Origin of the sequence: Pseudomonas sp. D1-36, from assembly GCF_051132205.1 — a bacterium.
GTDB lineage: Bacteria > Pseudomonadota > Gammaproteobacteria > Pseudomonadales > Pseudomonadaceae > Aquipseudomonas.
In genome coordinates, this window is record NZ_CP071674.1 from 1,321,829 (window position 1) to 1,346,649 (window position 24,821).

Annotated in this window: 23 protein-coding genes; 16 read left to right on the forward strand and 7 right to left on the reverse strand. The window is 60.8% G+C overall.

Annotated elements, in window-relative coordinates; translation table 11 throughout:
* Positions 1–3: 3 nt before the first annotated feature.
* Complete coding sequence (locus tag J3P76_RS05840; protein WP_420765272.1) at positions 4–1,095, reverse strand: glycosyltransferase family 4 protein; 1,092 nt, start codon at positions 1,093–1,095, stop codon at positions 4–6.
* Positions 1,096–1,414: 319 nt separating this feature from the next.
* Here J3P76_RS05840 and J3P76_RS05845 point away from each other — a divergent pair, with 319 nt between their 5' ends.
* Positions 1,415–2,902, forward strand: coding sequence for a helicase HerA-like domain-containing protein (locus tag J3P76_RS05845; RefSeq protein WP_420765271.1), 1,488 nt, complete (start codon positions 1,415–1,417; stop codon positions 2,900–2,902).
* Between the two features lie 134 nt (positions 2,903–3,036).
* On the opposite strand, the gene J3P76_RS05850 is transcribed toward J3P76_RS05845, so the two are convergent.
* Positions 3,037–3,492, reverse strand: a complete 456-nt coding sequence (locus tag J3P76_RS05850; protein WP_434607456.1) for a DUF721 domain-containing protein — start codon at positions 3,490–3,492, stop codon at positions 3,037–3,039.
* Between the two features lie 308 nt (positions 3,493–3,800).
* Between J3P76_RS05850 and secA the strand changes: the two genes are divergently transcribed.
* From secA to J3P76_RS05865, 3 genes are all read left to right on the forward strand, one after another.
* Positions 3,801–6,542: a preprotein translocase subunit SecA gene (gene secA / locus J3P76_RS05855; RefSeq protein ID WP_420765269.1), complete on the forward strand. Its 2,742-nt coding sequence runs from the start codon at positions 3,801–3,803 to the stop codon at positions 6,540–6,542.
* A gap of 118 nt (positions 6,543–6,660) precedes the next feature.
* A complete protein-coding gene (gene argJ / locus J3P76_RS05860) occupies positions 6,661–7,878 on the forward strand; it encodes a bifunctional glutamate N-acetyltransferase/amino-acid acetyltransferase ArgJ (protein ID WP_434607452.1) in 1,218 nt (405 codons plus the stop codon).
* Positions 7,879–7,998: 120 nt separating this feature from the next.
* Complete coding sequence (locus J3P76_RS05865; protein WP_420765267.1) at positions 7,999–8,943, forward strand: Nudix family hydrolase; 945 nt, start codon at positions 7,999–8,001, stop codon at positions 8,941–8,943.
* A 110-nt stretch (positions 8,944–9,053) separates the two neighbouring features.
* On the opposite strand, the gene J3P76_RS05870 is transcribed toward J3P76_RS05865, so the two are convergent.
* The 3 genes from J3P76_RS05870 to J3P76_RS05880 are packed head-to-tail and all read right to left on the reverse strand — an operon-like array spanning position 9,054 to position 12,639.
* Positions 9,054–9,635, reverse strand: a complete 582-nt coding sequence (locus J3P76_RS05870) for a cob(I)yrinic acid a,c-diamide adenosyltransferase (protein ID WP_434701662.1) — start codon at positions 9,633–9,635, stop codon at positions 9,054–9,056.
* 3 nt (positions 9,636–9,638) lie between these two features.
* Positions 9,639–11,675 (reverse strand): sensor histidine kinase, encoded by a 2,037-nt coding sequence (locus tag J3P76_RS05875; RefSeq protein WP_434648736.1) that lies wholly within the window; start codon positions 11,673–11,675, stop codon positions 9,639–9,641.
* Positions 11,676–11,721: 46 nt separating this feature from the next.
* The gene (locus J3P76_RS05880; RefSeq protein WP_434701664.1) at positions 11,722–12,639 is read right to left on the reverse strand and encodes a putative 2-dehydropantoate 2-reductase; all 918 of its coding nucleotides are present in this window, start codon (positions 12,637–12,639) and stop codon (positions 11,722–11,724) included.
* Positions 12,640–12,782: 143 nt separating this feature from the next.
* On the opposite strand from J3P76_RS05880, the gene J3P76_RS05885 reads away from it, so the two are divergent.
* Complete coding sequence (locus J3P76_RS05885; RefSeq protein WP_003205057.1) at positions 12,783–13,268, forward strand: YajQ family cyclic di-GMP-binding protein; 486 nt, start codon at positions 12,783–12,785, stop codon at positions 13,266–13,268.
* A gap of 155 nt (positions 13,269–13,423) precedes the next feature.
* On the forward strand, positions 13,424–14,266 hold the full coding sequence (locus J3P76_RS05890; RefSeq protein WP_420765263.1) for a mechanosensitive ion channel family protein: 843 nt from the start codon (positions 13,424–13,426) through the stop codon (positions 14,264–14,266).
* Between the two features lie 105 nt (positions 14,267–14,371).
* Here J3P76_RS05890 and J3P76_RS05895 read toward each other — a convergent pair whose 3' ends face one another.
* Positions 14,372–15,715, reverse strand: a complete 1,344-nt coding sequence (locus tag J3P76_RS05895; RefSeq protein ID WP_420765262.1) for an OprD family porin — start codon at positions 15,713–15,715, stop codon at positions 14,372–14,374.
* A gap of 800 nt (positions 15,716–16,515) precedes the next feature.
* Here J3P76_RS05895 and J3P76_RS05900 point away from each other — a divergent pair.
* Both J3P76_RS05900 and J3P76_RS05905 read left to right on the forward strand, forming a co-directional pair.
* Entirely contained in the window at positions 16,516–16,941 is a 426-nt protein-coding gene (locus J3P76_RS05900; protein WP_434701665.1) for an HIT family protein, read from the forward strand.
* Positions 16,942–16,945: 4 nt separating this feature from the next.
* Complete coding sequence (locus tag J3P76_RS05905) at positions 16,946–17,152, forward strand: SlyX family protein (protein WP_420765260.1); 207 nt, start codon at positions 16,946–16,948, stop codon at positions 17,150–17,152.
* Positions 17,153–17,221: 69 nt separating this feature from the next.
* Here J3P76_RS05905 and J3P76_RS05910 read toward each other — a convergent pair whose 3' ends face one another.
* The gene (locus tag J3P76_RS05910; protein ID WP_434701666.1) at positions 17,222–17,827 is read right to left on the reverse strand and encodes a cold shock domain-containing protein membrane protein; all 606 of its coding nucleotides are present in this window, start codon (positions 17,825–17,827) and stop codon (positions 17,222–17,224) included.
* 379 nt (positions 17,828–18,206) lie between these two features.
* Between J3P76_RS05910 and J3P76_RS05915 the strand changes: the two genes are divergently transcribed.
* The 8 genes from J3P76_RS05915 (at position 18,207) to ruvB (ending at position 24,793) form a co-directional block, all read left to right on the forward strand.
* Entirely contained in the window at positions 18,207–18,680 is a 474-nt protein-coding gene (locus J3P76_RS05915) for a Dps family protein (RefSeq protein WP_039591690.1), read from the forward strand.
* A gap of 204 nt (positions 18,681–18,884) precedes the next feature.
* Complete coding sequence (locus tag J3P76_RS05920) at positions 18,885–19,229, forward strand: ribbon-helix-helix domain-containing protein (protein ID WP_434560329.1); 345 nt, start codon at positions 18,885–18,887, stop codon at positions 19,227–19,229.
* Between the two features lie 124 nt (positions 19,230–19,353).
* Positions 19,354–19,575: an FmdB family zinc ribbon protein gene (locus J3P76_RS05925; RefSeq protein ID WP_003178589.1), complete on the forward strand. Its 222-nt coding sequence runs from the start codon at positions 19,354–19,356 to the stop codon at positions 19,573–19,575.
* A 75-nt stretch (positions 19,576–19,650) separates the two neighbouring features.
* Complete coding sequence (gene aspS, locus J3P76_RS05930) at positions 19,651–21,426, forward strand: aspartate--tRNA ligase (protein WP_434701667.1); 1,776 nt, start codon at positions 19,651–19,653, stop codon at positions 21,424–21,426.
* Positions 21,427–21,548: 122 nt separating this feature from the next.
* A complete protein-coding gene (locus J3P76_RS05935) occupies positions 21,549–22,295 on the forward strand; it encodes a YebC/PmpR family DNA-binding transcriptional regulator (protein ID WP_434560327.1) in 747 nt (248 codons plus the stop codon).
* A gap of 190 nt (positions 22,296–22,485) precedes the next feature.
* Complete coding sequence (gene ruvC / locus J3P76_RS05940) at positions 22,486–23,010, forward strand: crossover junction endodeoxyribonuclease RuvC (RefSeq protein WP_024776477.1); 525 nt, start codon at positions 22,486–22,488, stop codon at positions 23,008–23,010.
* Positions 23,011–23,122: 112 nt separating this feature from the next.
* Complete coding sequence (ruvA, locus tag J3P76_RS05945) at positions 23,123–23,731, forward strand: Holliday junction branch migration protein RuvA (protein ID WP_039591695.1); 609 nt, start codon at positions 23,123–23,125, stop codon at positions 23,729–23,731.
* Entirely contained in the window at positions 23,732–24,793 is a 1,062-nt protein-coding gene (gene ruvB / locus J3P76_RS05950) for a Holliday junction branch migration DNA helicase RuvB (protein ID WP_175363048.1), read from the forward strand.
* Positions 24,794–24,821: the final 28 nt, after the last annotated feature.

The window sequence follows — 24,821 nt, forward strand, 5'->3', positions numbered from 1 at the left end:
GCCTCAACCATTGGCCAGCAGCGGCATCTCTGCGCCGAGCACACTGTAGTAATGGCCCAACAGGCTATTGACCACCGTGTCCCAGGCGTAATGACGCTCTACGTGTCGCCGAGCCCTGGCGCCACGTTGCTCGCAACCTTCGGCGAACAGCTGTCGAACGGCATTGGCCATGGCCTGCGGATTGTCAGGTGTGCACAGCAGACCGCAGTCCTCCTGGACGATTTCGCTGAACGCGCCGGCGGCGACCGCTACCACCGGGATGCCGCTGGCCATCGCTTCGAGGATCACCAGGCCAAAGGTTTCCTGGTCGCCAGCATGTAGCAACGCGTCGGCGCTGGCCATCAGCCGGGCGACCTGGGGCGCCGGGCAGAATTCGTCGATGACGGTGACATTGTCCGGCACCAGGGCGGGCATCGAAGAACCGACCAACAACAAGTGGTAGCGCTCGCCCAGGCGTTTCATGCACTTGAGCAGCACCGGCAGGTTTTTTTCCTTGGAGCCGCGACCGGCGAAGATCAGCAATCGCGCGTCTTCGGCGATGCCCAGCTCCGCCCGCAATTCGGGGTCGCGGGCGGCGGGGTTGAAGGTCTGGAGGTCTACCCCCAAGGGCTGTACATAGACGTTCTTGACGCCCAGCCCGGTCAGTTTGTCGGCCATGACCTGGCTGGGGGCCAGGACTCGGTCGAAGTTGCCGTACAACTTGCTGACGTAGGCCTCGATGTTGGGCGTGAACCAGCTTCCCATGCGGTTGCTGACCAGCAGCGGCAAGTCTGAATGATAAAAACCGATGACAGGCACATCGAGCTGGCGCCGGGCATCGAGGGCCGCCCAGGCGGTGAGATAGGGATCGCCTACTTCAATGAGATCAGGCTGCAAGTCGCGCAGGACATTACGCCAGGGCGCCAGGCGAAGCGGGAAGCGATAACCCTTGCCAAAGGGAAGCGGAGGGGCTGGAACTTTATAGATTCCGTCCTGCTCACTCAGGTGAGCGCCAGGAATCAAGAGGCTATGGCGGATACCGGGCCGATTGCCCAGGCGCCGGTGCTTGGCATCCAGATAAGTGCGCACGCCACCGCTGGCGGGGGCGTAGAACATGGTTATGTCCGCTATATGCACGATGAACGTCCCTCCGGTCTGTGTTCTCCTGTGTTGACCTTTAGTAAGAATAGATGTTCGGTTGGGGTTGTGAGGGCGGGTTGTCAGTGGAGTATTGCTGGGTTTGACAAGGCCTCATCGCGAGCAAGCTCGCTGCCACATGGGACCTGTGCGTACCACAACCCTGTGCGAGCTTGCTCGCGATAGGGCCCGCCCTGATTCGCAGCTATTATTCCTGCTGCCAACGCCTTAATGCCCAGGCATGCTTTTATTTAAGCGCGCAGAATGGCGTCATATCGCAAACACCACGGGTGACGAAATGCCTGACTCATCGCAACTGATCATCGGGGCCGATCTTGCCGGCCAACCTGTCGCCCAGGCCATGCGCCTGGCGAACCGCCATGGACTGGTGGCGGGTGCCACCGGCACGGGCAAGACCGTTACTCTGCAGCGCCTGGCCGAGATGTTCAGCGATGCCGGCGTGGCCGTCTTCGCGGCAGACATCAAGGGCGACTTGTGCGGCCTCGGTGCTGCCGGCGCTCCCCAGGGCAAGATCGCCGAGCGTATCGCCGGCATGCCTTGGCTTGGCCACAAGCCCCAGGCTTATCCGGTGACGCTGTGGGACATTCACGGCCAATCGGGTCATCCGCTGCGCACTACCTTGAGTGAAATGGGCCCGTTGTTGCTCGGCAGCCTTTTGGAACTGACGGACAGCCAGCAATCGGCGTTGTACGCGGCGTTCAAGGTCGCTGATCGGGAAGGCCTGCTGCTGCTGGACCTCAAGGACTTGAAGGCGCTGCTCAACCACCTCAAGGACAACCCCGAATTGCTAGGGGACGATGCCGCCTTGATGACCACGGGTTCCAGCCAGGCGCTGATGCGACGCTTGTCCACGCTGGAACAGCAAGGGGCCGACGCCTTGTTCGGTGAGCCGGCGTTGCAGTTGGAGGACATTCTGCAACCGGCCAGCGATGGTCGCGGCCGTATTCATCTGCTGGACGCCAGCCGCCTGGTCCATGAAGCGCCGAAGGTCTACGCGACATTCCTGCTGTGGCTGCTGGCCGAGCTTTTCGAGCAACTGCCCGAGCGCGGCGACGCGGACAAACCCTTGCTCGCGCTGTTCTTCGACGAGGCGCACCTGTTGTTTGCCGGCACGCCCAAGGCGCTGCAGGATCGCCTGGAACAAGTGGTGCGACTGATCCGCTCCAAGGGCGTCGGGGTGTATTTCGTGACCCAGTCGCCGGGGGATCTGCCGGACGATGTGCTGGCACAGTTGGGATTGCGCATCCAGCACGGCCTGAGGGCTTTTACCGCCAAGGAACAGAAGTCCTTGCGGGCGGTGGCGGAGGGTTTCCGACCGAACCCGCAATTCGATGCCTTGGCGGTACTCACCGAACTGGGCATCGGTGAAGCCCTGGTCGGCACCCTGCAAGAAAAAGGCACGCCGGAAATCGTCCAGCGCGTGCTGGTGGCGCCACCGCAGTCGCGTATCGGGCCGCTGAGCGAGGCCGAGCGGGCCGGGTTGATTGCCAGTTCACCGTTGCAGGGACGCTACGACAAGCCTATTGATCGCGAGTCGGCCTATGAAGTGCTGATGGGCCGCAAGGGGCTGGAACCGCAAGCCGAAGCGACACCGGGCAAGCCCACCGCTGAAGAGCCAAGCTTTACCGAAAAGGCCGGGGAGTTCCTTGGCACCGCGGCGGGCCAGGCCTTGAAATCAGCGATGCGCCAGGCGGCCAATCAACTGGGCCGGCAGTTGGTGCGGGGGTTGATGGGGTCGCTGCTTGGGGGCAGCAAGCGGCGGTAGTCGAGACCGAGTCGCCCCATCGCGAGCAAGCTCGCTCCCACAGTAGGTTTCTGCCAGATACAAAATTTGTGTTCGCCAGATCCCCTGTGGGAGCGAGCTTGCTCGCGATAGCTATCTAACAGGCGCCAGAAATCTCAATCCTTGGGCCGCGCATGTGCCGCCAACCGCTCCAGCGCCGCCTTCAGGTTAGGGTCGCTGATGCCCTCGGCGGTGGCCTGGATGGTCGCGGCCGCGTCGGTGGACAGGTCCAGGGTATGTCCCTTGGCGCCGGCCTGTATGGTCGGCGGCTGGACCTTGAACAGGATCCGCGTCAGGTTGGCGAATTCATCGAATGCCTGCAATTGACGCAGCAGGCGCTTCTGTTGGTAGCGCAGGCGCGTGGCCCAATGGCCGTCAGTGACGATCAGCAACAAGCTGCCTTCGCGCCAGGACGCTACGTGGCAATGCTCACGCGCGGCGGGCTGCAACTGGCTGTCCACCAGCCGTTGCAGATGACCGAGGCGCCTGGCGTGGCCGAAAATGGCTTTCAGCGGCTTGGCTTCGCGCAGCAGAACGGCGGGCGCCTTGGCTGGAAGAGGGCGGAAGGCCATGGTTGAATACCGCAAAATGACAGAGGCGCCATGGTAGCAGAAGCACCGGTCGCCCCGCCGCCCTGTCGCCCAGCGGCTTTAATCCCACACAATCAATAAGTAACTTATGCGCTTTGTGGGTTGAAGTTCGCGCAAAAGCCCTTATTTTAGGGAGGCCCCGTCACAGCGCTGTGCCAGCATCGTGGAATAACGCCACTTTCCTCACCATCGTTTCCGGGTAGAATGCTCGTTCGCATGCGGCCATGAGGGCTGCACGGGCGACTCACGGGGCCGCCCTCCATCCCTTTAGTGTGGAAGATCCTGCCGATATGTTTGCGCCTTTGTTAAAGAAACTTTTTGGAAGCAAGAATGAGCGTGAAGTCAAGCGCATGCTCAAGACGGTACAGATCGTCAATGCCTTCGAAGAGCAAATGGTGGCCCTTTCGGACGATCAGTTACGCGCCAAGACCGCCGAATTCAAGGACCGCATCGCCAAGGGTGAGACCCTTGACCAGATCCTGCCCGAAGCCTTTGCGGTCTGCCGCGAAGCCGGCAAGCGGGTCATGGGCATGCGTCACTTCGACGTCCAGTTGATCGGCGGCATGACCTTGCACGAAGGCAAGATCGCCGAAATGCGTACCGGTGAGGGCAAGACCCTCGTGGCGACCCTGGCGGTGTATCTCAATGCATTGTCCGGCAAGGGCGTACACGTGGTCACGGTCAACGATTACCTGGCCCGCCGCGACGCCAACTGGATGCGCCCGCTCTACGAGTTCCTCGGCCTGACCGTCGGCGTCGTCACGCCGTTCCAGCCGCCGGAAGAGAAACGCGCCGCCTACGCCTCGGACATCACCTACGGCACCAACAACGAATTCGGCTTCGATTACCTGCGCGACAACATGGCGTTCAGCATGGAAGAAAAATTCCAGCGTGAACTCAACTTTGCCGTCATCGACGAAGTCGACTCCATCCTCATCGACGAAGCCCGTACCCCGCTGATCATTTCCGGTCAGGCCGAGGACAGCTCCAAGCTGTACATCGAGATCAACAAGTTGATCCCGCAGCTCAAGCTGCACGTGGAAGAGGTCGAGGGCGAAGTCACTCAGGCCGGTCACTACACCGTCGACGAGAAGACCCGCCAGGTCGAGCTCAACGAATCCGGCCACCAGTTCATCGAAGAGATGCTGACCCGCGTCGGCCTGCTGGCAGAAGGCGAAAGCCTGTACTCGGCCCATAACCTGGGCCTGCTGACCCACGTCTATGCCGGCTTGCGTGCCCACAAGCTTTTCCACCGCAATGTCGAATACATCGTGCAGGACGGCCAGGTCGTGCTGGTGGACGAGCACACCGGCCGCACCATGCCGGGCCGTCGCCTGTCCGAAGGCCTGCACCAGGCCATCGAGGCCAAGGAAGGTCTGAACATCCAGGCCGAGAGCCAGACCCTGGCCTCCACCACCTTCCAGAACTACTTCCGCCTGTACAACAAGCTGTCCGGCATGACCGGTACCGCTGACACCGAAGCGTTCGAGTTCCACCAGATCTACGGCCTGCAAGTGGTGGTTATTCCGCCGAACAAGCCGCTGGCGCGCAAAGACTATAACGACCTTGTGTTCCTGACCGCCGAAGAGAAATACGCGGCGATCATCAATGACATCAAGGAAGGCATGGCCCAGGGCCGTCCTATCCTGGTGGGCACCGCCACCATCGAGACCTCCGAGCACATGTCCAACCTGCTCACCAAGGAAGGCATCGAGCACAAGGTCCTGAACGCCAAGTTCCACGAGAAGGAAGCCGAGATCATCGCCCAGGCCGGTCGCCCGGGTGCGTTGACCATCGCCACCAACATGGCCGGCCGTGGTACCGACATCCTGCTGGGCGGCAACTGGGAAGTGGAAGTCGCTTCCCTGGAAAACCCGACCCCCGAGCAGATCGCGCAGATCAAGGCCGACTGGCAGAAGCGTCACCAGCAAGTGCTCGAATCCGGCGGCTTGCAGGTGATCGCTTCCGAGCGTCACGAATCCCGCCGTATCGACAACCAGCTGCGTGGCCGTGCCGGTCGCCAGGGTGACGCAGGCTCCAGCCGCTTCTACCTGTCGTTGGAAGACAGCCTGATGCGCATCTTCGCCTCTGACCGGGTGAAGAACTTCATGAAGGCTCTGGGCATGCAGCCAGGCGAGGCGATCGAGCACCGCATGGTGACCAACGCGATCGAAAAGGCCCAGCGCAAGGTCGAAGGCCGCAACTTCGATATCCGCAAGCAATTGCTGGAGTTCGACGACGTCAACAACGAGCAGCGTAAAGTGATCTATCACATGCGCAACAGCTTGTTGGCCGCCGACGACATTGGCGAAACCATCGCCGATTTCCGTCGTGAGGTGCTCGACGCGACCATCAGCGCCCACATCCCGCCGCAATCGTTGCCGGAACAGTGGGACGTCGCTGGGTTGGAAGCCTCCCTGCGCAGCGATTTTGGCGTGTCGTTGCCGATCCAGCAGTGGCTCGACGAAGACGATCACCTGTACGAGGAAACCCTGCGCGAGAAGCTGCTGGCCGAACTGATCGCCGCGTACAACGAAAAAGAAGACCAGGCCGGCGCCGAGGCGCTGCGTTCCTTCGAGAAGCAGATCGTTCTGCGCGTGCTGGACGACCTGTGGAAAGACCACTTGTCGACCATGGATCACCTGCGCCACGGTATTCACTTGCGCGGCTACGCCCAGAAGAACCCGAAGCAGGAATACAAGCGCGAGTCCTTCACGCTGTTCTCCGAGCTGCTGGATTCCATCAAGCGCGACTCGATTCGTGTGCTGTCCCACGTTCAGGTTCGCCGCGAAGACCCGGTTGAAGAAGAAGCTCGCCTGCGCCAGGAAGCCGAAGCCTTGGCTGCCCGCATGCAGTTCGAACACGCCGAAGCGCCAGGGCTGGAAGTGGCCCAGGCGATGGAAGAAGGTGTCGACGTGGATGTTGCACTGGCCACCGCGCCGGTGCGCAACGAGCAGAAGCTGGGCCGTAACGAGCTGTGCTATTGCGGCTCGGGCAAGAAATACAAGCATTGCCACGGGCAGATTCAATAATCCCGTTTCAACGCTGAACGACCCGCGCCGCGACAGGTAACCCCTGTCGCGGCGTTTTGCCATTTGATTCGCCGTTTCGATGAAAACGGCGTCGATTTATCTATTAAGGAGCGCATTCATGGCTGTTGGTCTTGGTCCGTTGCCAACGTTGCACCCGGTTGCCGGTTTTGAACTCGGTATCGCCTCGGCGGGCATCAAGCGCCCCGGGCGCAAGGATGTGGTGGTGATGCGTTGCGCCGAGGGTTCGACGGTCGCGGGCGTGTTTACCCTCAATGCGTTCTGCGCCGCGCCGGTGATCCTGGCCAAGCAACGCGTGCAGGGACCGGTGCGTTACCTGCTGACCAACACCGGTAACGCCAATGCCGGCACCGGCGCGCCAGGCCTGGCCGCCGCCGAGCGCACCTGCGCCAAGCTGGCTGAACTGACGGGCGTCGACGCCAACCAGGTACTGCCTTACTCCACCGGTGTAATCGGCGAACCACTGCCGGTCGAGAAAATCGAAGGCGCGTTGCAAGCCGCCCTTGATGACCTCTCGGAAAACAACTGGGCCGCCGCCGCCAGCGGCATCATGACCACTGACACCCTGCCCAAGGGCGCGAGCCGCCAGTTCCAGCACGACGGCGTCACCGTCACGGTCACCGGCATCAGCAAAGGCGCCGGCATGATCCGCCCGAACATGGCGACCATGCTCGGCTACATCGCCACCGACGCCAAGGTTTCGCGCCAGGTGCTGCAAGACCTGATGCTCGACGGCGCCAACAAGTCGTTCAACCGCATCACCATCGACGGCGACACGTCTACCAATGACTGCTGCATGCTGATCGCCACTGGCAAGGCCAACCTGCCGCAGATCACCGAGGCCAGCGGCCCGCTGTTCATGGCCCTCAAGCAGGCGGTGTTCGAAGTGTGCATGGAAGTGGCCCAGGCCATCGTCCGTGACGGCGAAGGCGCGACCAAGTTCGTGACCGTGCAGGTCAACGGCGGGGGCAATCACCAGGAATGTCTGGACGTCGGCTACACCGTGGCGCACTCGCCACTGATCAAGACCGCATTGTTCGCCTCCGACCCGAACTGGGGCCGTATCCTCGCCGCTGTCGGCCGTGCCGGCGTGCCTGAGCTGGACGTGAGCAAGATCGACGTGTTCCTTGGCGAAGTGTGCATCGCCAGCCAGGGCGCCCGCGCCGCAACCTACACCGAAGCCCAGGGCGCGGCCGTGATGCAGCAGGAAGAGATCACTATCCGCATCGAGCTGGGACGGGGTGATTGCAGCGAAACCATCTGGACCACTGACCTGTCCCACGAGTACGTAAAGATCAACGCTGAGTATCGGACTTAAGACCGAGGCGCTCCTATCGCGAGCAAGCTCGCTCCCACAGGGCAACAGTGTCGTTCGTGTGGGAGCGAGCTTGCTCGCGATGGGCGGGAACCGACTCCATCAACGCTGAGGAATAGCGCGGTGAAACGAATCCACGTAGCGGCGGCGGTCATTCGCGATGCCGCCAGCAGAATCCTGATCGCCCGGCGGGCCGATACCCAGCACCAAGGTGGCCTGTGGGAGTTTCCTGGCGGCAAGGTCGAGGCGGATGAATCCGTCGAGATCGCCCTGGCCAGGGAGCTTCATGAAGAATTGGGCATCGTTGTCGGCGCCGCTCGGCCGCTGATCAAGGTGCGTCATGACTACCCGGATAAGCAGGTGTTGCTGGACGTCTGGGAAGTCTCGGCGTTCAGTGGCGAGCCCCACGGTGCCGAAGGCCAGCCGTTGGCCTGGGTGACGGCCCGTGAGTTGACGAATTATGAATTTCCGGCGGCCAATCAGCCGATCGTCGCGGCGGCCCGTTTGCCGGGCGAGTACCTGATTACGCCCGAAGGCCTCGAAACGCCGGCGTTGCTGCGCGGCTTGCAGAAGGCGATCGGGGGTGGGATCAAGCTGGTCCAACTGCGCGCGCCCAACGGCTACGATCCGCAATACCGTGATCTGGCGGTGGACGCGGTGGGGCTGTGTGCCGGCAAGGCCCAGCTGATGCTCAAGGGGCCGTTCGAATGGCTGGGGGATTTCCCGTCGGCCGGCTGGCACATCACCGCCGCACAACTGCGCAAGCATGCGGCGGCCGGTCGACCGTTCGGCAAGGATCGCTGGCTGGCAGCCTCGTGCCATAACGCAGAAGAGCTGTCCCTGGCGCAGCAGATGGACGTGGATTTCGTGACGCTCTCGCCGGTGCAGCCGACCCAGACCCATCCCGATGCCAAGCCGCTGGGATGGGACGAAGCGGCGCGGTTGATCGAGGGCTTCGACAGGCCGGTCTACCTGTTGGGCGGAGTAGGGCCGGATGAGCGGCAAAAGGCATGGGACGCCGGGGCCCAGGGCGTGGCGGGGATTCGGGCGTTTTGGCCTGAGGCGTGAGAGTGTGCAACAACTGACGCCATCGCGAGCAAGCTCGCTCCCACATTGGATTTTAGGCGGTCACAAAACCCCTGTGGGAGCGAGCTTGCTCGCGATGGCGGACTGACAGATCAGCCCCCAGGCTTGGCCGCCGCCTCCCAAAGTACCTCAGCCACCCCTTGGCGCCGGGCAATGACCCGCGCGGCCACGAACAACAGATCCGACAATCGATTGATGTAGGCCAGCCCCGGCCCGGCCAGCGGCTCCACTGCGTTCAATTGCTGGCAACGACGCTCGGCGCTGCGGGCCATGCTTCGGCAGACGTGGGCTTGGGCGATCAGCGTCGAGCCGCCGGGTAGGATGAAGTTCTCCAGCGGACCCAATTCCTCGTTCCATCTGTCAATCGCCGCTTCCAGCCGTTCGACTTCCGCCACGTTAAGCGCTTGATAGGCGGGCATCGCCAATTCACCGCCTAGGTCGAACAAGCGGTGCTGACATGGCGCCAACACCGTGATGACGTCTTCCAGCGCGGGATGCCGGGCCGTTTCCTCGGCCAGACCGGACAGCAACAGGCCCAACTGGCTGTTCAACGTATCCACTTCGCCGATCGCCTCGACCCGCGGGTGGTCCTTCGCCACGCGGCGACCATCCCCCAGCCCGGTTTCACCTTTGTCACCGGTGCGGGTGTAAATCTTCGACAGGCGAAAACCCATTGTTCAGCGCTCCACTTGCTTGTGTTCCTGGGCCACGATCGAAGTGCCCGCCAGCGGCAGGCGCAGGGTGAAGCAAGTGCCCTGGCCTGGCGCGGATTGCACTTCCATCTGGCCCTTGTGGTTGTTGGTGATGATGAAATACGAGACCGACAGCCCGAGGCCCGTGCCCTGGCCGATTTCCTTGGTGGTAAAGAACGGTTCGAAGGTGCGTTTGCGCACGTTCTCGCTCATGCCGATGCCGTTGTCCTCGACCTGGATTTCCGCCCACGGTGGATTCAGCCGGGTGCGCAGGATAATACGGCCGGGCTCGCCGTCGTCCTGGCGCTGATGGATGGCCTGGGCAGCGTTTTTCAGCAGGTTGAGCAACACCTGCTCCAGTTCGTTGGCGGTGCCTGGCACCGGCCCCAGGTTCGGGTCGAACTGACGGATGATGGCCTGGCCTTTGAAGTCGAAACCGATCGCCAGGTCGAAATCGTTGCCCGCAATCTCCACGGCCTGGTCGATCAAAGCGGGCAAGTCGCAGGGGGCCATCTGCCGGGTGCTGCGTCGACTGAAGCTGAGCATGTGGGTGACGATCTTCGCGGCCCGGGCACCGGCCTGCTGGATGCCGTCGAGCAGTTGCGGGATTTCCCGGCTCTCCAGGTAACGGTAGATCACCGGCAACTCGATGCCCAACTGCTCGGCCTGTTCGAGGTTCTTCGGCAGTTCCGCCGACAGGCGTCGGCGGATGTTCTGCACGTTGTGCAGGATCGCTCCGAGCGGATTATTGATCTCATGGGCCATGCCCGCCGCGAGGCCACCGACCGAGAGCATCTTCTCCGATTGCACCATCATTTCTTCCAGCGACAAGCGCTGGGTAATGTCATCGATACGGATCACCACGCCCCGCCCGGCACCGCCCATCAACGGATAGAACGTGAGGGCGTAGTGCCGGGCTTCGTCGTCCTTGGTCCAGGTGACACGTTCGATCTTGGCCACCGTGTGCTGTTCGACCGTCTGCTTGAGCTGTGGCAGATAGGGCTTGAGCGGTTCGAAGGCGAGGAAGATCGGCTGGTTCAGCGCTTCGTCCAATCGTGTGCCGGAGAGCGCGCTGGCTTCCTGGTTCCATTGGGTGACGTAGAGCTGTTCGTCGAGGGCGATCAGGGCCGACGGCATGGAGTCGATGATGCTGTTGAGGTAGTTCTGGAAGCCGGTGAGTTTTTTCTCGATCTTGCTGCGCACCTGGACTTCCAGTTCCAGCTTGCGGTTGGTGTGGCGGGTTTCCTCCGCCAGCCCCTGGGCCTGGTCATAGGCGGCCTGGGAATCGTCACGGGCTCGCTTGAGTTGCTGTTCGCGGGCTTCGATGCGCGACAGCATGGTGTTGAACGCCTCGGCCAGGCTGCCGATTTCGTCGTGGTTGCCCCGGGCGGCGCGCAGGGAATAGTTTTCCTCGCGGGTCACCTGGCGCGACAACTCTTCGAGCTGGTGGATCGGTTGGGTGATCAGCCGCTTGATCTGCTGGGCAATGACCAGCCACAGCAGCACGCTGAAGATGAGGATGCCGAGGCTGGCGGTCAACGTGCCGGTGTAGAACGCGGTGGGCAATTCGCTGCTGGCGACCAGCAAGAGATGGCCCGGCGTGGTGCCGGGACGGGGCAGGGTAATGACCTGGTTGCTGCGGAACTCGCCGGCCTGCCAGGTTTGCATGTGGCGGAAATGTTCCGGCAGCCTGAGTTTTTCGCCCTGTTGCAGCTGGGCCAGCCGTTCGCCTTGCCCATCGTAGAGTGCCGCTGCTCGCAGCGGGGCGTAGCTGTTGAGCTCATCGAGCAGGCGTTGGGCGCTTTGCGGCGATTGCAGCGCGTCGGCGATCAGGCTCGGGTTGGCCACCAGCCGGCCAATGGTCTGCAACGCCTGGGGGGCCATGCTTTCCTGGGAAATGTAATAGGCCGCGCTGATGAAGGTCAGGTTGGCCACCAGCAAAACGGTGGTCAACAACACCAACAGGGCCGCCAGCAGTTTCTGGCCGACCGGTAGATTTTCAAGGCGCTGGCGCAATGGCATCGGACTCGTCGCTAACAAGGAACACGAGGGCCAGCGTAGCCGCTGCTCAGTCGCTGGGCAATCCAAGGTTGTGCAGGTGGGCGATCAGTCGCTCGCGCATTTGTCCGAGATGCGGCACCGCCACGCCATGCCGCTGGGCGACCGCGCAGGCATGGCCGAGCAGGTAGCTGATTTCGGTGCGCCGCTGGTTGGCGACGTCCTGGTACATCGAGGAATAATTGGCGGCGGTGGCCTGGATCACCCGTTCGACTTCCGTCTGCAAGTCTTCGGCCGCCGCAGGCTGGCCGCAGCGTTCAAGCAGGTCGGTGAGTTCGGCGCAAAGGGTCGCCACTTCGCAGCGGTGGTCCTGCAGGCCACCGTTCTTACAATGTTGCAGTACCGTGAGTGGGTTGATCGCACAGTTGAGGGCCAGTTTGCGCCAAAGGCGGGTGAGGATATCGGCGCTCCATTCATGGGGGATGCCGGTGGCGGCCAAGTCATCCAGCCAGACCGGTGCCACCGGCTGGGCCGGATCGCCCAGCCAGGTGAAGCCGTGGCCGGCGAACACCACGCGCCAATCGCCATCGCGAAACGCGCCTTCGGTGCTGGAAGCGCTGATGCAGCGGGCCTGGGGCACGCGGTTCGCCACGGCGTCCTGGCTGCCGAGGCCGTTCTGCAACAGGATCAGTTCCGACTCGGCGCCCAGTCGATGGGCAATCGAAGCCACGGCTGCTTCCGCGTCGTAGGCCTTGCACGCCAGGAGCAGCCGCTGAACAGGCTCGGTGCCTTGCGCGGTTTCGCCGGGCACCGGGTAGCACTGCGCCTGGCCTTGTTCCACCAAGGTCAGGCCGCCGGCCTCGCGGTAAGCCTGCAACCGCTTTTCATTGCGCAGCACCAGCCGCACCGGCAGGCCGGCCCGGGCCAGGCGCGTCGCCCATAACGTGCCGAGGCTGCCGGCTCCAAGGACATGCCAGGTGGTGGACATCAGTTTTTTACTCGGTTTGGCGCAGGCATCTGAAGGGCTCGCGGTAAAGGCGGGAAAAGACCCGTTATAATGAGCCCGATTTTAACCACAAGCCAAGTGCGCGCCTTTGTCATGAGCGCGCCTTTTTATTTGGAGAACACTACATGCCGTCATTCGACGTGGTATCCGAACTGGACAAGCACGAAGTCACCAACGCCGTTGAAAACGCCGTCAAGGAACTCGACCGTCGGTATGACCTCAAGGGCAAGGGCAGCTTCGAGTTCAAGGAAAAGGATCTGACTGTCAACCTGACCGCCGAGGCCGACTTCCAGCTCGAGGCGATGATCGAAATCCTCAAGCTGGCGCTGGTCAAGCGCAAGATCGATGTGCAGTGCCTTGAAGTCAAGGACGCCTACGCGTCGGGCAAGCTGATGAAGCAGGAAGCCGTGCTCAAGGAAGGCATCGACAAGGAACTGGCAAAGAAGATCGTTGCCCACATCAAGGACGCCAAGCTCAAGGTCCAGGCCGCCATCCAGGGCGAGCAAGTGCGGGTGACCGGCAAGAAGCGTGACGACTTGCAGGAAGCCATCGCCGCGCTGCGCGGCAAGGAGTTCGGCATGCCGCTACAGTTCAATAACTTCCGCGACTGACACCAGGCTGTTCGCAATGACAGTGGCCCGATGCTGCTCCCGCCGGTAAGGCAGCGACCCATCAAAAAGGCGCTGCTGGGTAACCAACGGAGGCGATGTTTGGCCACACAGTGTTTGCACGGGTGTTGCGTGCAACGGGAAAAAAGGAGAACACGATGGACTTGAACGCTGAAGTGGACCACCTGGTCAAGGCCTCCCAGGCTTGGATACCGATGATCATGGAGTACGGCAGTCGTGTACTGCTGGCAATCGTTACCCTGGCCATCGGTTGGTGGCTGATCAACAAGGTTACGCAGAAACTCGGGGCGCTTTTGGCTTTGCGCAACGCCGACCTCGCCTTGCAAGGGTTCATCGGTACCCTGGCAAACATCATCCTCAAGATATTGCTGATCGTCAGCGTCGCGTCGATGATTGGCGTGGAAACCACGTCGTTCGTCGCGGCCATCGGTGCGGCAGGCCTGGCGATTGGCCTGGCCTTGCAGGGCAGCCTGGCGAACTTCGCCGGCGGCGTGCTGATTTTGCTGTTCCGTCCGTTCCGCATTGGCGATTGGATCGAAGCCCAAGGCGTGGCCGGCACGGTCGACAGTATCCAGATATTCCACACGGTGCTGCGTACCGGTGACAATAAGACAGTTATCGTGCCGAACGGCAACCTGTCGAACGGCATCATCACCAACACCAATCGCCAGCCCACCCGCAAAGTCGTGTTCGACGTGGGCGTGGATTACCAGGCCGACCTGCAAAAGGCTCGGGAAGTATTGCTGGAGTTGGCCAAGGACGAGCGCGTATTGGCTGATCCTGCGCCAGAAGCGGTGATTTCGACCTTGGGCGATAGCTCGATCACGGTTTCCCTGCGTATCTGGGTCAAGACCGCGGATTACTGGAACGTGATGTTCATGCTTAACGAACAGGCGCGGGACCGCTTGAAGGAGGCGGGCATTGATATTCCGTTTCCGCAGCGGGTGATCCGGATGGTTCATGAATCCACGTCGGCGTAACCGCTTCGCTTGTCGGATCCGACCAGGCATCCAAAAGTAGCGAGCATAAAAAAGGCCCATCCGAAGATGGGCCTTTTTTGATTACCGCAAACTGACTTTCGGCAATTACAGAACCGAAATCGGGTAGTCGACGATCAGGCGGAACTCTTTCACGTCGCCTTCGCCTTCGTCTTCGTTAGCGTAGTGCCAAGCTTGACGAATGCGGAAGGAGAGGTCTTTCGCTGGGCCAGACTGGACAACGTACTTGGCTTCGAAGTTGGTTTCGTTGTGCTTGCCGTTATTGCCGTACAGAGGGTTGCCGTCCTCGTCGCGGTATACGCTGTTAGCAGGCAGATCGGTACCATCAATGTCCCAACCCTTAACGTAGCGGGTCATGAAGCTCAGACCAGGAACGCCGTACTCAGCCATTTTCAGGTCATAACGGATCTGGGCAGATTTCTCGTTAGGCGCGTTGAAGTCGGAGTACTGGATGGAGTTGGCGAGGAAGATCGAGTCGCCGCCGCGGTTGTTCTTGCCCACGCCGATGTAGTCGAACGGCGTGTCGCCGTTGACCTTCTGGAAGGCCACGGTGATGGTGTGTGCTTTCAGGAACGAGAAAGCAGCTGCCAGGGAGAACGTCGTGTTGCTGATGTCACCGGCTTCGGCGCTGCCGGCATCGGTGGTGCGGTAGATGTTACCGTCCAGGTTCAACGACTGATCGCCACCCATTGGGATGGTGTAGTTCAGGTTGGCGTAGTACTGGTTCCAGATGTCTTCCAGCTTGGCGCCGTACAGCGATGCGCTCAGGTTGTCGCTGATCGCGTATTTGCCGCCCAGGTAGTCGATGGTGTTGGCTTCGACGCCAGCGTAGGTTGCGTACAGGCCGCCATTGCGGGAGTTACGATCCTGGCTGGTACCCGAGTAGAAGTGACCGGCTTCGAGGTCAAGGTCTTTGACTTCGCTGCTCTGCAGTTGGAAACCGCTGGCAGTTTGAGGAAGGATACGGGAACCGCCAACGGCAAACACTGGAGCAGTGCTTGGCTGCATGTCACCGACTTTCAGCTCGGTCTTGGAGACGCGGAATTTGATCGCTGCGCCGGCCTTGCCCTGGCTGTCGTTTACATCGCCATCGGCGTCGCGGCTCATGTTGCCGGTGCCGCCGGTGCCGTCGCCACCGTCCAGTTTCAATGCCAGGTAACCGAATGCATCGACGCCGACGCCAACAGTACCTTGGGTGTAGCCGGAGCTGAAGTTGCCCCAGATACCCTGGGTCCAGTCTTTCTGGTCGTTGCCACCGTTTTTGTTATCACGGTTGAAGTAATAGTTGCGCAGCAGCAAGTCGAACTTTGCGTCTTCGACAAAGCCTTTGGCTTCAGACTGGTCACTTACGAAAGGTGCGGCCGTAGCCATTTGAGTACTGGCTGCTGCAGCAACGGCCAGTGCGATCATGCTCCACTTCATCACGCGCATCGTGATTTGCTCCTTTGGTTTTAAGAGTACTGCCGTCCCACCTGTTTTATTATCTGGGCGGCTCTTTCTTTTTGTGTCGGCGCAAACTTATATCACGCCGACATTCTTTGGCGATACTTGCCCATTCAACCTTTCAGCTTCTTTACGACCATGTCGCCAATGGCTCGATCCATGTCGTAATTCAGCTGCTCCGAGGTAGGTGGAAGACAACTTCAAGTTGCTCTTTTTTCCACCATCGGCGTAAAGAGTCCATAAGTACAACGCTTGAAGCTCCTGAGGGCAGCCTTGCCACTTTAATTCTCATGCCTGCAGGTTTCGCGTCCGGCGATGCCCTGTAGGCGATATGGGCATGAATGCAACAAGCATGCACAAACCCGGTTTTCGTTCACATTTTTTTCACATTTTAGCTGCGGTTGCGGCGAAACCTCATGAAACCGGGCTCCAAAGGCCTTGTTTTAAATGGGGTTGACTGCTGGGCAGCTGACATGTTTGAAGCCGATAAACCTCGCGGGACAACCAAAAACGTTACCGGTTCACCCCGTCAGTGGGTAAAACACGGATGCCACGATCACAAAGCGTAGACGCATTGTGCTGTTTTGGTGCAAAAATTCTCAACGCTGGACGAAAAGAGAACAGCGCTTGTGCCAGCTAGCTGCAAAATGCGCTTTTACGATTCCGGGCGCCCGGTATTGGTGCGCAGTGAACGTTGCGCCGTTCACAGGTATGCTGGCGGCCTGCGTCCGGTGGCAGCCCGAAGGGCGTCGCATCGGGCCATCGATCAACGAGCGAGGAGTACGCCGGTGTTTGCCTTAGATCCACGATTGCAACAAGACACATTGCCCATCGGCGATTTCCCGCTGTGCCGCTTGCTCTTGTCCAATGACTCGAACTACCCGTGGTTCATCCTCGTGCCGCGACGGGAAAATATCAGTGAATTGTTTCAATTGGATGACGCTGATCAATCGCAGTTGTGGAAAGAAACCACGGCACTGGCTGAAACGCTCAAGGACTCGTTCGATGCCGACAAGCTGAATGTTGCAACCTTGGGTAACGTCGTCAGTCAATTGCACATGCACGTGATCGTACGCAAGCGAGAGGATGCCGCCTGGCCGGCGCCGGTCTGGGGCAAGCACCCGGCCCAGCCTTATGATGCCGGGCAGGTAGCGGCCATCCGCAAACGGTTGCGAGCGGTGTTGACCGATGATTTCAAGTTTCTGGAGGGCTGAGACCATGAATCTTGAAGAGCGCGTAACAGACCTGGAAAGCCGCCTGGCGTTTCAGGATGACACTATCCAGGCATTAAATGACGTGCTGGTGGAGCAGCAACGAGTCGTTGAGCGTTTGCAGCTGCAGATGGCGGCGCTACTCAAGCGCCAGGAGGAAATGGCCGGACAGTTCGAATCCTTCGAGGAAGACGCGCCACCGCCGCATTACTGACCGGTCCGAACGGCAGTCGATAAAAAACCGCGAGCAGCCAGGCTGCGTCGCGGTTTTTTTACGCCCGGATCAGCGGCGCGGCAGCGCGGCGATCACGTCTTCGGCCTGTAGGCCCTTGTCGCGATGCATCACCGAGAACTCCACGCGCTGGCCTTCGACCAGAACGCGGTGGCCTTCGCCACGAATGGCCCGGAAATGCACAAAAATGTCATCGCCGGAGTCGCGGGAAATGAAGCCGAACCCCTTGGAAGTGTTGAACCACTTCACGGTGCCGGTATCGCGGTTGGACATGTCGTAGTTCTGGGAGGCGGCCGCTGGCGACGACTTCCTGTAGAAGCTGACGGCCAGGTGCAGCAAGACAGCGAGCAATGCCGCGGCCAGGCTGGACAGGATGGCGGGTTGGCCGCCGATTTCCGGCATGGGCGCCAGCAAGGACAGGGTTTGCAAGGCAACAGCCAGTACCAGCAAGCCGCTGACAAGGTTTTGCAGTTGATGACGTGGACCTTTGTTCCAGTAAGGGATGACGGGTGCCAGGGTCAGGTTGAGCAGGCCGAAAAAGGCCAGGTACAGCGCGTCGGGATGTTGCAGGTAAGGTGTGGCTTCGGAACCCAGGCTAGGGATGAAGGACAGCAGCAGGGCAGCTGCGCCCATTAGCAAGTGGACGATTTTCAACATTTTGATTGGCTCACGGTTAAGACAGATCACAAGGAAGAGCTGGTCGGGGGCGGTTCGCTCCAGAAATGAGAGGCGTAGGAACACGCACCCGGATCAGCCTATGCGCGACGCCCGGAAAAATAGGCGTAGCGACACACTGCCTATTTAACAGCAAAGCCGGGGCCTTCTCAAACGTGTTACAGAGGCGCGGCACGCTGTTCGTCGGCCAGGGGCATGGGAGGGACGCTTGCCGGCGACGGGCAATGGATGTTGAATTTTCACCGTCTTGCCGGAACCGTCCGACATCCCGGCTTGTCGGTTCAGGATGGCTGGCGATTTGTCGCAGGCTATCGACGGCGACACCCGCTAGAGTGAATTCACCATCGTCAGGAGATCAACCATGGCAATTGATATCGGTATCAGCGAAGAAGATCGCAAGTCCATCGTCGACGGACTTTCGCGGCTGCTGTCGGACACCTACGTGCTGTACCTCAAGACCCACAACTTCCACTGGAACGTTACCGGGCCGATGTTCCGCACCTTGCACCTGATGTTCGAAGAACAATACAACGAGCTGGCGCTGGCGGTGGATTCGATCGCCGAGCGAATCCGTGCGCTCGGCTTCCCGGCGCCTGGCGCTTATTCGGTGTATGCGCGTTTGTCTTCCATCAAGGAGGAAGAGGGCGTACCGGCGGCAGAGGATATGATCCGGCAATTGGTCGAGGGGCAGGAAGCGGTGACGCGCACCGCCCGCGGTATCTTTCCTTTATTGGACAAGGTCAGCGACGAGCCCACCGCCGACCTGTTGACGCAGCGTATGCAGGTTCACGAAAAAACCGCGTGGATGTTGCGTTCGTTGCTGGAAGATCGCTAAGCCCCGGGCCGGCGATGGTGCTGCCGTTGGCGTCATCGCCCGCCACTGCGTGTAGGAACGCATGATTCATCGCCAGCGCCCTGTTGGCTTGTCCTACGTTGATGGTCAAAAAGTCATCTGGAACTGGCGATCCAGTTGAGCTTCCATAGCACCACAGATCGGTTGTTCCGACTGAGGTTCGTATGGCAAAGGAGTGTCAACGGTATGATCCAAGGAAAAGACCCCAGGGAAAGTGTGCGCGGACGACCGCAGTCCGTGAAGATCGACCCGTTCGTCAGTGGTTTTGACATGCAATTGGCGCGGCCGCTGGCCCGCTCCATCCGACTCAACGGATTCGCCACCTGCCTGCGGCTGGAGCAGGTCTATTGGGATATTCTCGGTGACCTGGCGCAGCTCAACAGCTGCTCCGTCAGCACCTTGCTGTCCCATGTGGACAGGGAGGTCCACCTGCGTCATGGCGGCGTGCGTAATTTCAGTGGGCTGGTGCGCGTTGTCTGCGTGGTTCACAGCCTGAAGGAAATGCACGGGAGTGATCCAGGTCTTGGCTGAACGATATTATCGGCAATGACTGTGCGGTCTTACGGCTGCACAGGCCGCATTTAATGGATATAATCCCGCTCTTTGCCGCAAAGCCGGGCTTTGCGTGAATAACCTGATCGCCGAGACAACCCCCATGCCGATGTACGACTATCAATGTGCTTCCTGTGGTCATCAGATGGAAGCCATTCAAAAAATCAGCGCGGCACCGCTGGTCGATTGCCCCGCCTGCCAAGCGCCGGAGCTGAAAAAGATGCTGTCCATGCCTGGTTTCCGCCTCGGCGGCACGGGCTGGTATGAAACCGACTTCAAGACCGGCGCCAAGAAGAACCTGGCCGGTGGCGACAAGGCTGACTGAGTTGAACACGCGCGGGTTCTTGCACGGGCAGGGCCTCCAACCGAATTTCGAATTACGAGAAGTGAAACCACTACCATGATGCGCAGCCATTATTGCGGCCAACTGAACGAAAGCCTGGAAGGTCAGGAAGTTACTCTTTGCGGATGGGTCCATCGTCGCCGTGACCATGGCGGGGTGATTTTCCTCGATATCCGTGATCGTGAAGGCCTGGCCCAGGTAGTGTTCGATCCTGACCGCGCCGAAACCTTCGCCACCGCCGACCGCGTGCGCAGCGAATACGTCGTCAAGATCACCGGCAAGGTGCGCCTGCGCCCGGCTGGCGCTGGCAACGCCAACATGGCGTCCGGCATGATCGAAGTGCTGGGCTACGAGCTGGAAGTGCTCAACGAGGCGGAAACCCCGCCGTTCCCGCTCAACGAATATTCCGACGTAGGCGAGGAAACCCGCCTGCGCTATCGTTTCATCGACCTGCGTCGTCCGGAAATGGCCGAGAAGCTGCGTCTGCGTTCGCGCATGACCACCAGCATCCGTCGTTACCTGGACGAGAACGGCTTCCTCGACGTCGAGACGCCGATCCTGACCCGCGCCACGCCGGAAGGCGCCCGCGATTACCTGGTGCCGAGCCGTACCCACCCCGGCAGCTTCTTCGCCTTGCCGCAATCGCCACAGCTGTTCAAGCAACTGCTGATGGTGGCCGGGTTCGATCGCTACTACCAGATCGCCAAGTGCTTCCGCGACGAAGACCTGCGTGCCGACCGTCAGCCTGAGTTCACCCAGATCGACATCGAGACCAGCTTCCTCGATGAAAAAGACATCATGGGCCTGACCGAAGGCATGATCCGCAACCTGTTCAAGGAAGTGCTGGACCTGGAATTCGGCGATTTCCCGCACATGACCTTCGAAGAAGCCATGCGCCGCTACGGTTCCGACAAGCCAGACCTGCGTATTCCGCTGGAGCTGGTGGACGTGGCCGATCAGCTCAAGGAAGTGGAGTTCAAGGTATTCAGCGGCCCGGCCAACGATCCGAAATGCCGTATCGCTGCCCTGCGCGTTCCCGGTGGCGCGAGCATGCCGCGCAAGCAGATCGACGACTACACCAAGTTCGTCGGCATCTACGGTGCCAAGGGCCTGGCCTACATCAAGGTCAACGAGCGCGCGGCGGGTGTCGATGGCCTGCAATCGCCGATCGTGAAAAACATCCCGCAGGACAACCTCAACGTGATCCTCGATCGCGTGGGCGCGGTCGATGGCGACATCGTGTTCTTCGGCGCCGACAAGGCCAAGATCGTCAGCGAAGCCTTGGGCGCATTGCGCATCAAGCTGGGTCACGACCTGAAGCTGCTGACCTGTGAGTGGGCTCCGCTGTGGGTCGTTGATTTCCCGATGTTCGAAGAAAACGAGGACGGCAGCTTCTCCGCGCTGCACCACCCGTTCACCGCGCCGAAGTGCTCGCCACAAGAGCTGGAGGCCAACCCGGCCACCGCCCTGTCGCGTGCGTACGACATGGTCCTTAACGGCACCGAGCTGGGTGGCGGTTCGATCCGTATCCACCGCAAGGAAATGCAGCAGGCCGTGTTCCGCCTGTTGGGTATCGATGAAGCGGAACAGGAAGAGAAGTTCGGCTTCCTGCTGGACGCCTTGAAGTACGGCGCGCCGCCCCATGGTGGCCTGGCCTTCGGTCTGGATCGCCTGGTGATGCTGATGACCGGCGCCCAGTCGATCCGCGAAGTCATCGCGTTCCCGAAAACCCAGAGCGCGGCGGATGTCATGACCCAGGCGCCTGGCGTCGTGGATGCCAAGGCATTGCGCGAGTTGCACATTCGTCTGCGTGAACAGCCAAAGGCTGAGTAAGGCTGGCTCTTGAGAGGGCGCATCTTCGGATGCGCCTTTTCATTGGGGTCGATATTTTTGCTTGTCGGCTACCGCGCATGCGCGGGGGCGGGCAATGTTCCAGAGAAAAACCGGAGCGAGTTATGGCAGGTCATTCCAAGTGGGCGAACATCAAGCACCGCAAAGAACGTCAGGATGCCAAGAGAGGCAAGATCTTCACCAAGTGGATCCGTGAACTGACAGTCGCGGCCCGCCAGGGTGGCGGCGATCCGGGCTCCAACCCGCGCTTGCGCCTGGCATTGGACAAGGCCTTGGGCGCGAACATGAGTCGCGACATCATCGACCGAGCGATCGCCCGTGGCGCCGGTGCGACCGAGGCCGACAATGTCGAGGAGCTGACTTATGAAGGCTACGGCCCGGGCGGCGTGGCGGTGATGGTCGAATGCATGACCGACAACCGCAACCGCACCGCCGCGGCCGTGCGCCACGCATTCAGCAAATGCGGCGGCAACCTGGGCACTGACGGTTCGGTGGCTTATCTGTTCGAGCGCAAGGGGCAGATCAGCTTCGCGCCGGGTATTGATGAGGATGCCCTGACCGAAGCGGCCCTGGAGGCCGATGCCGATGATGTGGTCGGTCACGAGGACGGTTCGTTCGACGTGTTCACGTCGTTCGCCAGCTTCTATGCCGTGCGCAACGCCCTTGAGGCGGCCGGTTTCAAGCCTGCCGACGCGGAAATCGTGATGCAACCGACCACCAGCGCCGAACTCGACCTGGAAGGCGCCGAGAAAGTGCTCAAGCTGATCGACATGCTGGAAGACCTGGATGACGTGCAGAACGTTTATTCCAACGCTGATATTCCTGAGTCGGTGGCTGAACAACTCGGCTGATAGGCGTAATGCTGCATGAGGTTTGTTTGAAATCATCGTGGCGAGGGAGCTTGCTCCCGCTGGGCTGCGCAGCAGACCTTTTTTGTGAGCGCTTCGCACTCAAGCGGGAGCAAGCTCCCTCGCCACGGATTCACTGAAAGCCTTTGATGAGCTGTATCCTTTTGCAACCGCATTACCTTTCGCAGGCGTTATGACTTTAATCCTTGGTATCGACCCTGGTTCGCGCATCACCGGCTATGGCGTGGTTCGCGACACCGGTCGCGGCTGCGTGTACGTCGCCTCTGGTTGCATCCGCACCGGCGCGGGCGAGCTGCACGAGCGCTTGCAGATTGTTTATCGCGGCGTGCGCGAAGTCATCCAGACCTACGGTCCGGTGACGATGGGCATCGAAAAGGTTTTCATGGCCCGCAATGCCGACTCCGCCCTGAAGTTGGGGCAGGCCCGGGGGGCGGCCATTGTGGCGGGCGCCGAGGAAAGCCTGGAGATTGCAGAATACACGGCGACCCAGGTCAAGCAGGCGGTCGTCGGCACTGGCGCGGCGAACAAGGAGCAGGTGCAGATGATGGTGATGCACTTGTTGAAACTGGTCAGCAAGCCGCAGATAGACGCCTCTGACGCCCTGGCCATCGCCATTTGCCATGCCCACACCCGTTCCAGCCTGTTGCCCCATGGCCTGGGAACCGCACGCAGTCGTGGCGGGCGCCTGCGTCTCTGATAGCATCAGCGCTTCATTCATGAGCCCGAGCGAATTGCGCCTGTGTCGTCGGCCTTCTGCTCGTGTTGTTATTCGCCAGCCAGTGGCTGGCCAACGCCCAAGGATCTGAAACGTGATTGGACGCTTGCGCGGCACCCTGGCTGAAAAACAGCCGCCGCACCTGATTCTGGATGTAAACGGCCTGGGCTATGAGCTCGAGGTGCCGATGACCACGCTGTATCGCTTGCCGTCGGTCGGTGAGCCGCTGACGCTGCACACTCATCTGGTCGTGCGCGAGGATGCGCAGTTACTCTATGGCTTCGTCGGCAAGCGCGAACGCGATTTCTTCCGCGAGTTGATCCGTCTCAATGGTGTTGGCCCGAAACTGGCCCTGGCCTTGATGTCGAGCCTGGAAGTCGACGAGTTGATTCGTTGCGTGCAATCCCAGGACACCTCGGCCTTGACCAAGGTGCCGGGGGTCGGCAAGAAAACCGCCGAGCGTTTATTGGTGGAGCTCAAGGACCGCTTCAAGGCCTGGGAAGCCGTGCCGGCAATGTTCGCGCTCGTTCCGAACCAGCCGGATGCGCCCGCACCGGCAGCCAGTGCTGAAAACGATGCGGTCACCGCGCTGATATCCCTGGGCTACAAGCCTCAAGAAGCCAGCAAGGCGATTTCCGCGATCAAGGAAAAAGGCTTGAGTACCGAAGACATGATTCGCCGCGCCCTGAAGGGAATGATTTAAGTGATTGAAGCCGATCGTCTGATTGCCGCCACGGGCGCGCCCCGAGACCGCGAGGAAGTCCAGGACCGCGCGATTCGCCCCGTCAGCCTGGCCGACTATATCGGCCAACCGACCGTGCGCGAGCAGATGGAACTGTTCATCCAGGCAGCCCGTGGACGCAGCGAATCGCTGGACCACACCCTGATCTTCGGCCCGCCGGGCCTGGGCAAGACCACCCTGGCCAATATCATTGCCCAGGAGATGGGCGTGTCGATCAAGAGCACGTCCGGGCCGGTGCTCGAGCGGCCAGGCGACCTTGCGGCGCTGCTGACCAATCTGGAGCCCCATGACGTGCTGTTCATCGACGAAATCCACCGGCTGTCGCCGATCGTCGAGGAAGTGCTGTACCCGGCCATGGAAGATTTTCAGCTCGACATCATGATCGGCGAGGGGCCTGCGGCGCGCTCCATCAAGCTCGACTTGCCACCTTTTACCCTGGTGGGCGCCACCACCCGCGCCGGCATGCTGACCAATCCGTTGCGGGACCGTTTCGGCATCGTCCAGCGCCTGGAGTTCTACAGCAACGCCGACCTGGCAACGATTGTCAGCCGCTCGGCCGGCATCCTCGGGTTACCGCTGGACCCGGACGGTGCGTACGAAGTCGCCCGGCGCGCCCGGGGTACACCGCGTATCGCCAACCGCCTGCTGCGTCGGGTCCGGGACTTTGCCGAAGTCCGGGCCAAGGGCCACATCACCAAGCCGATCGCGGACCTGGCCTTGAACCTGCTGGACATCGACGAGCGCGGTTTCGATCATCAGGACCGGCGCCTGCTGTTGACCATGATCGAGAAATTCGACGGTGGCCCGGTGGGCGTGGACAGCCTGGCGGCCGCCATCAGCGAAGAGCGTCACACCATTGAAGACGTGCTGGAACCCTACCTGATCCAACAGGGCTATATCATGCGCACCCCACGCGGGCGCGTGGTGACGCGTCATGCTTATCTGCACTTCGGCTTAAACATCCCGACACGAATGGGGGAGATGCCGGTGGTAGACGAGTTCCTCGATGCGGTAGACGATTGAGCGCGCGCTGTACGACGACTTTTTTTCA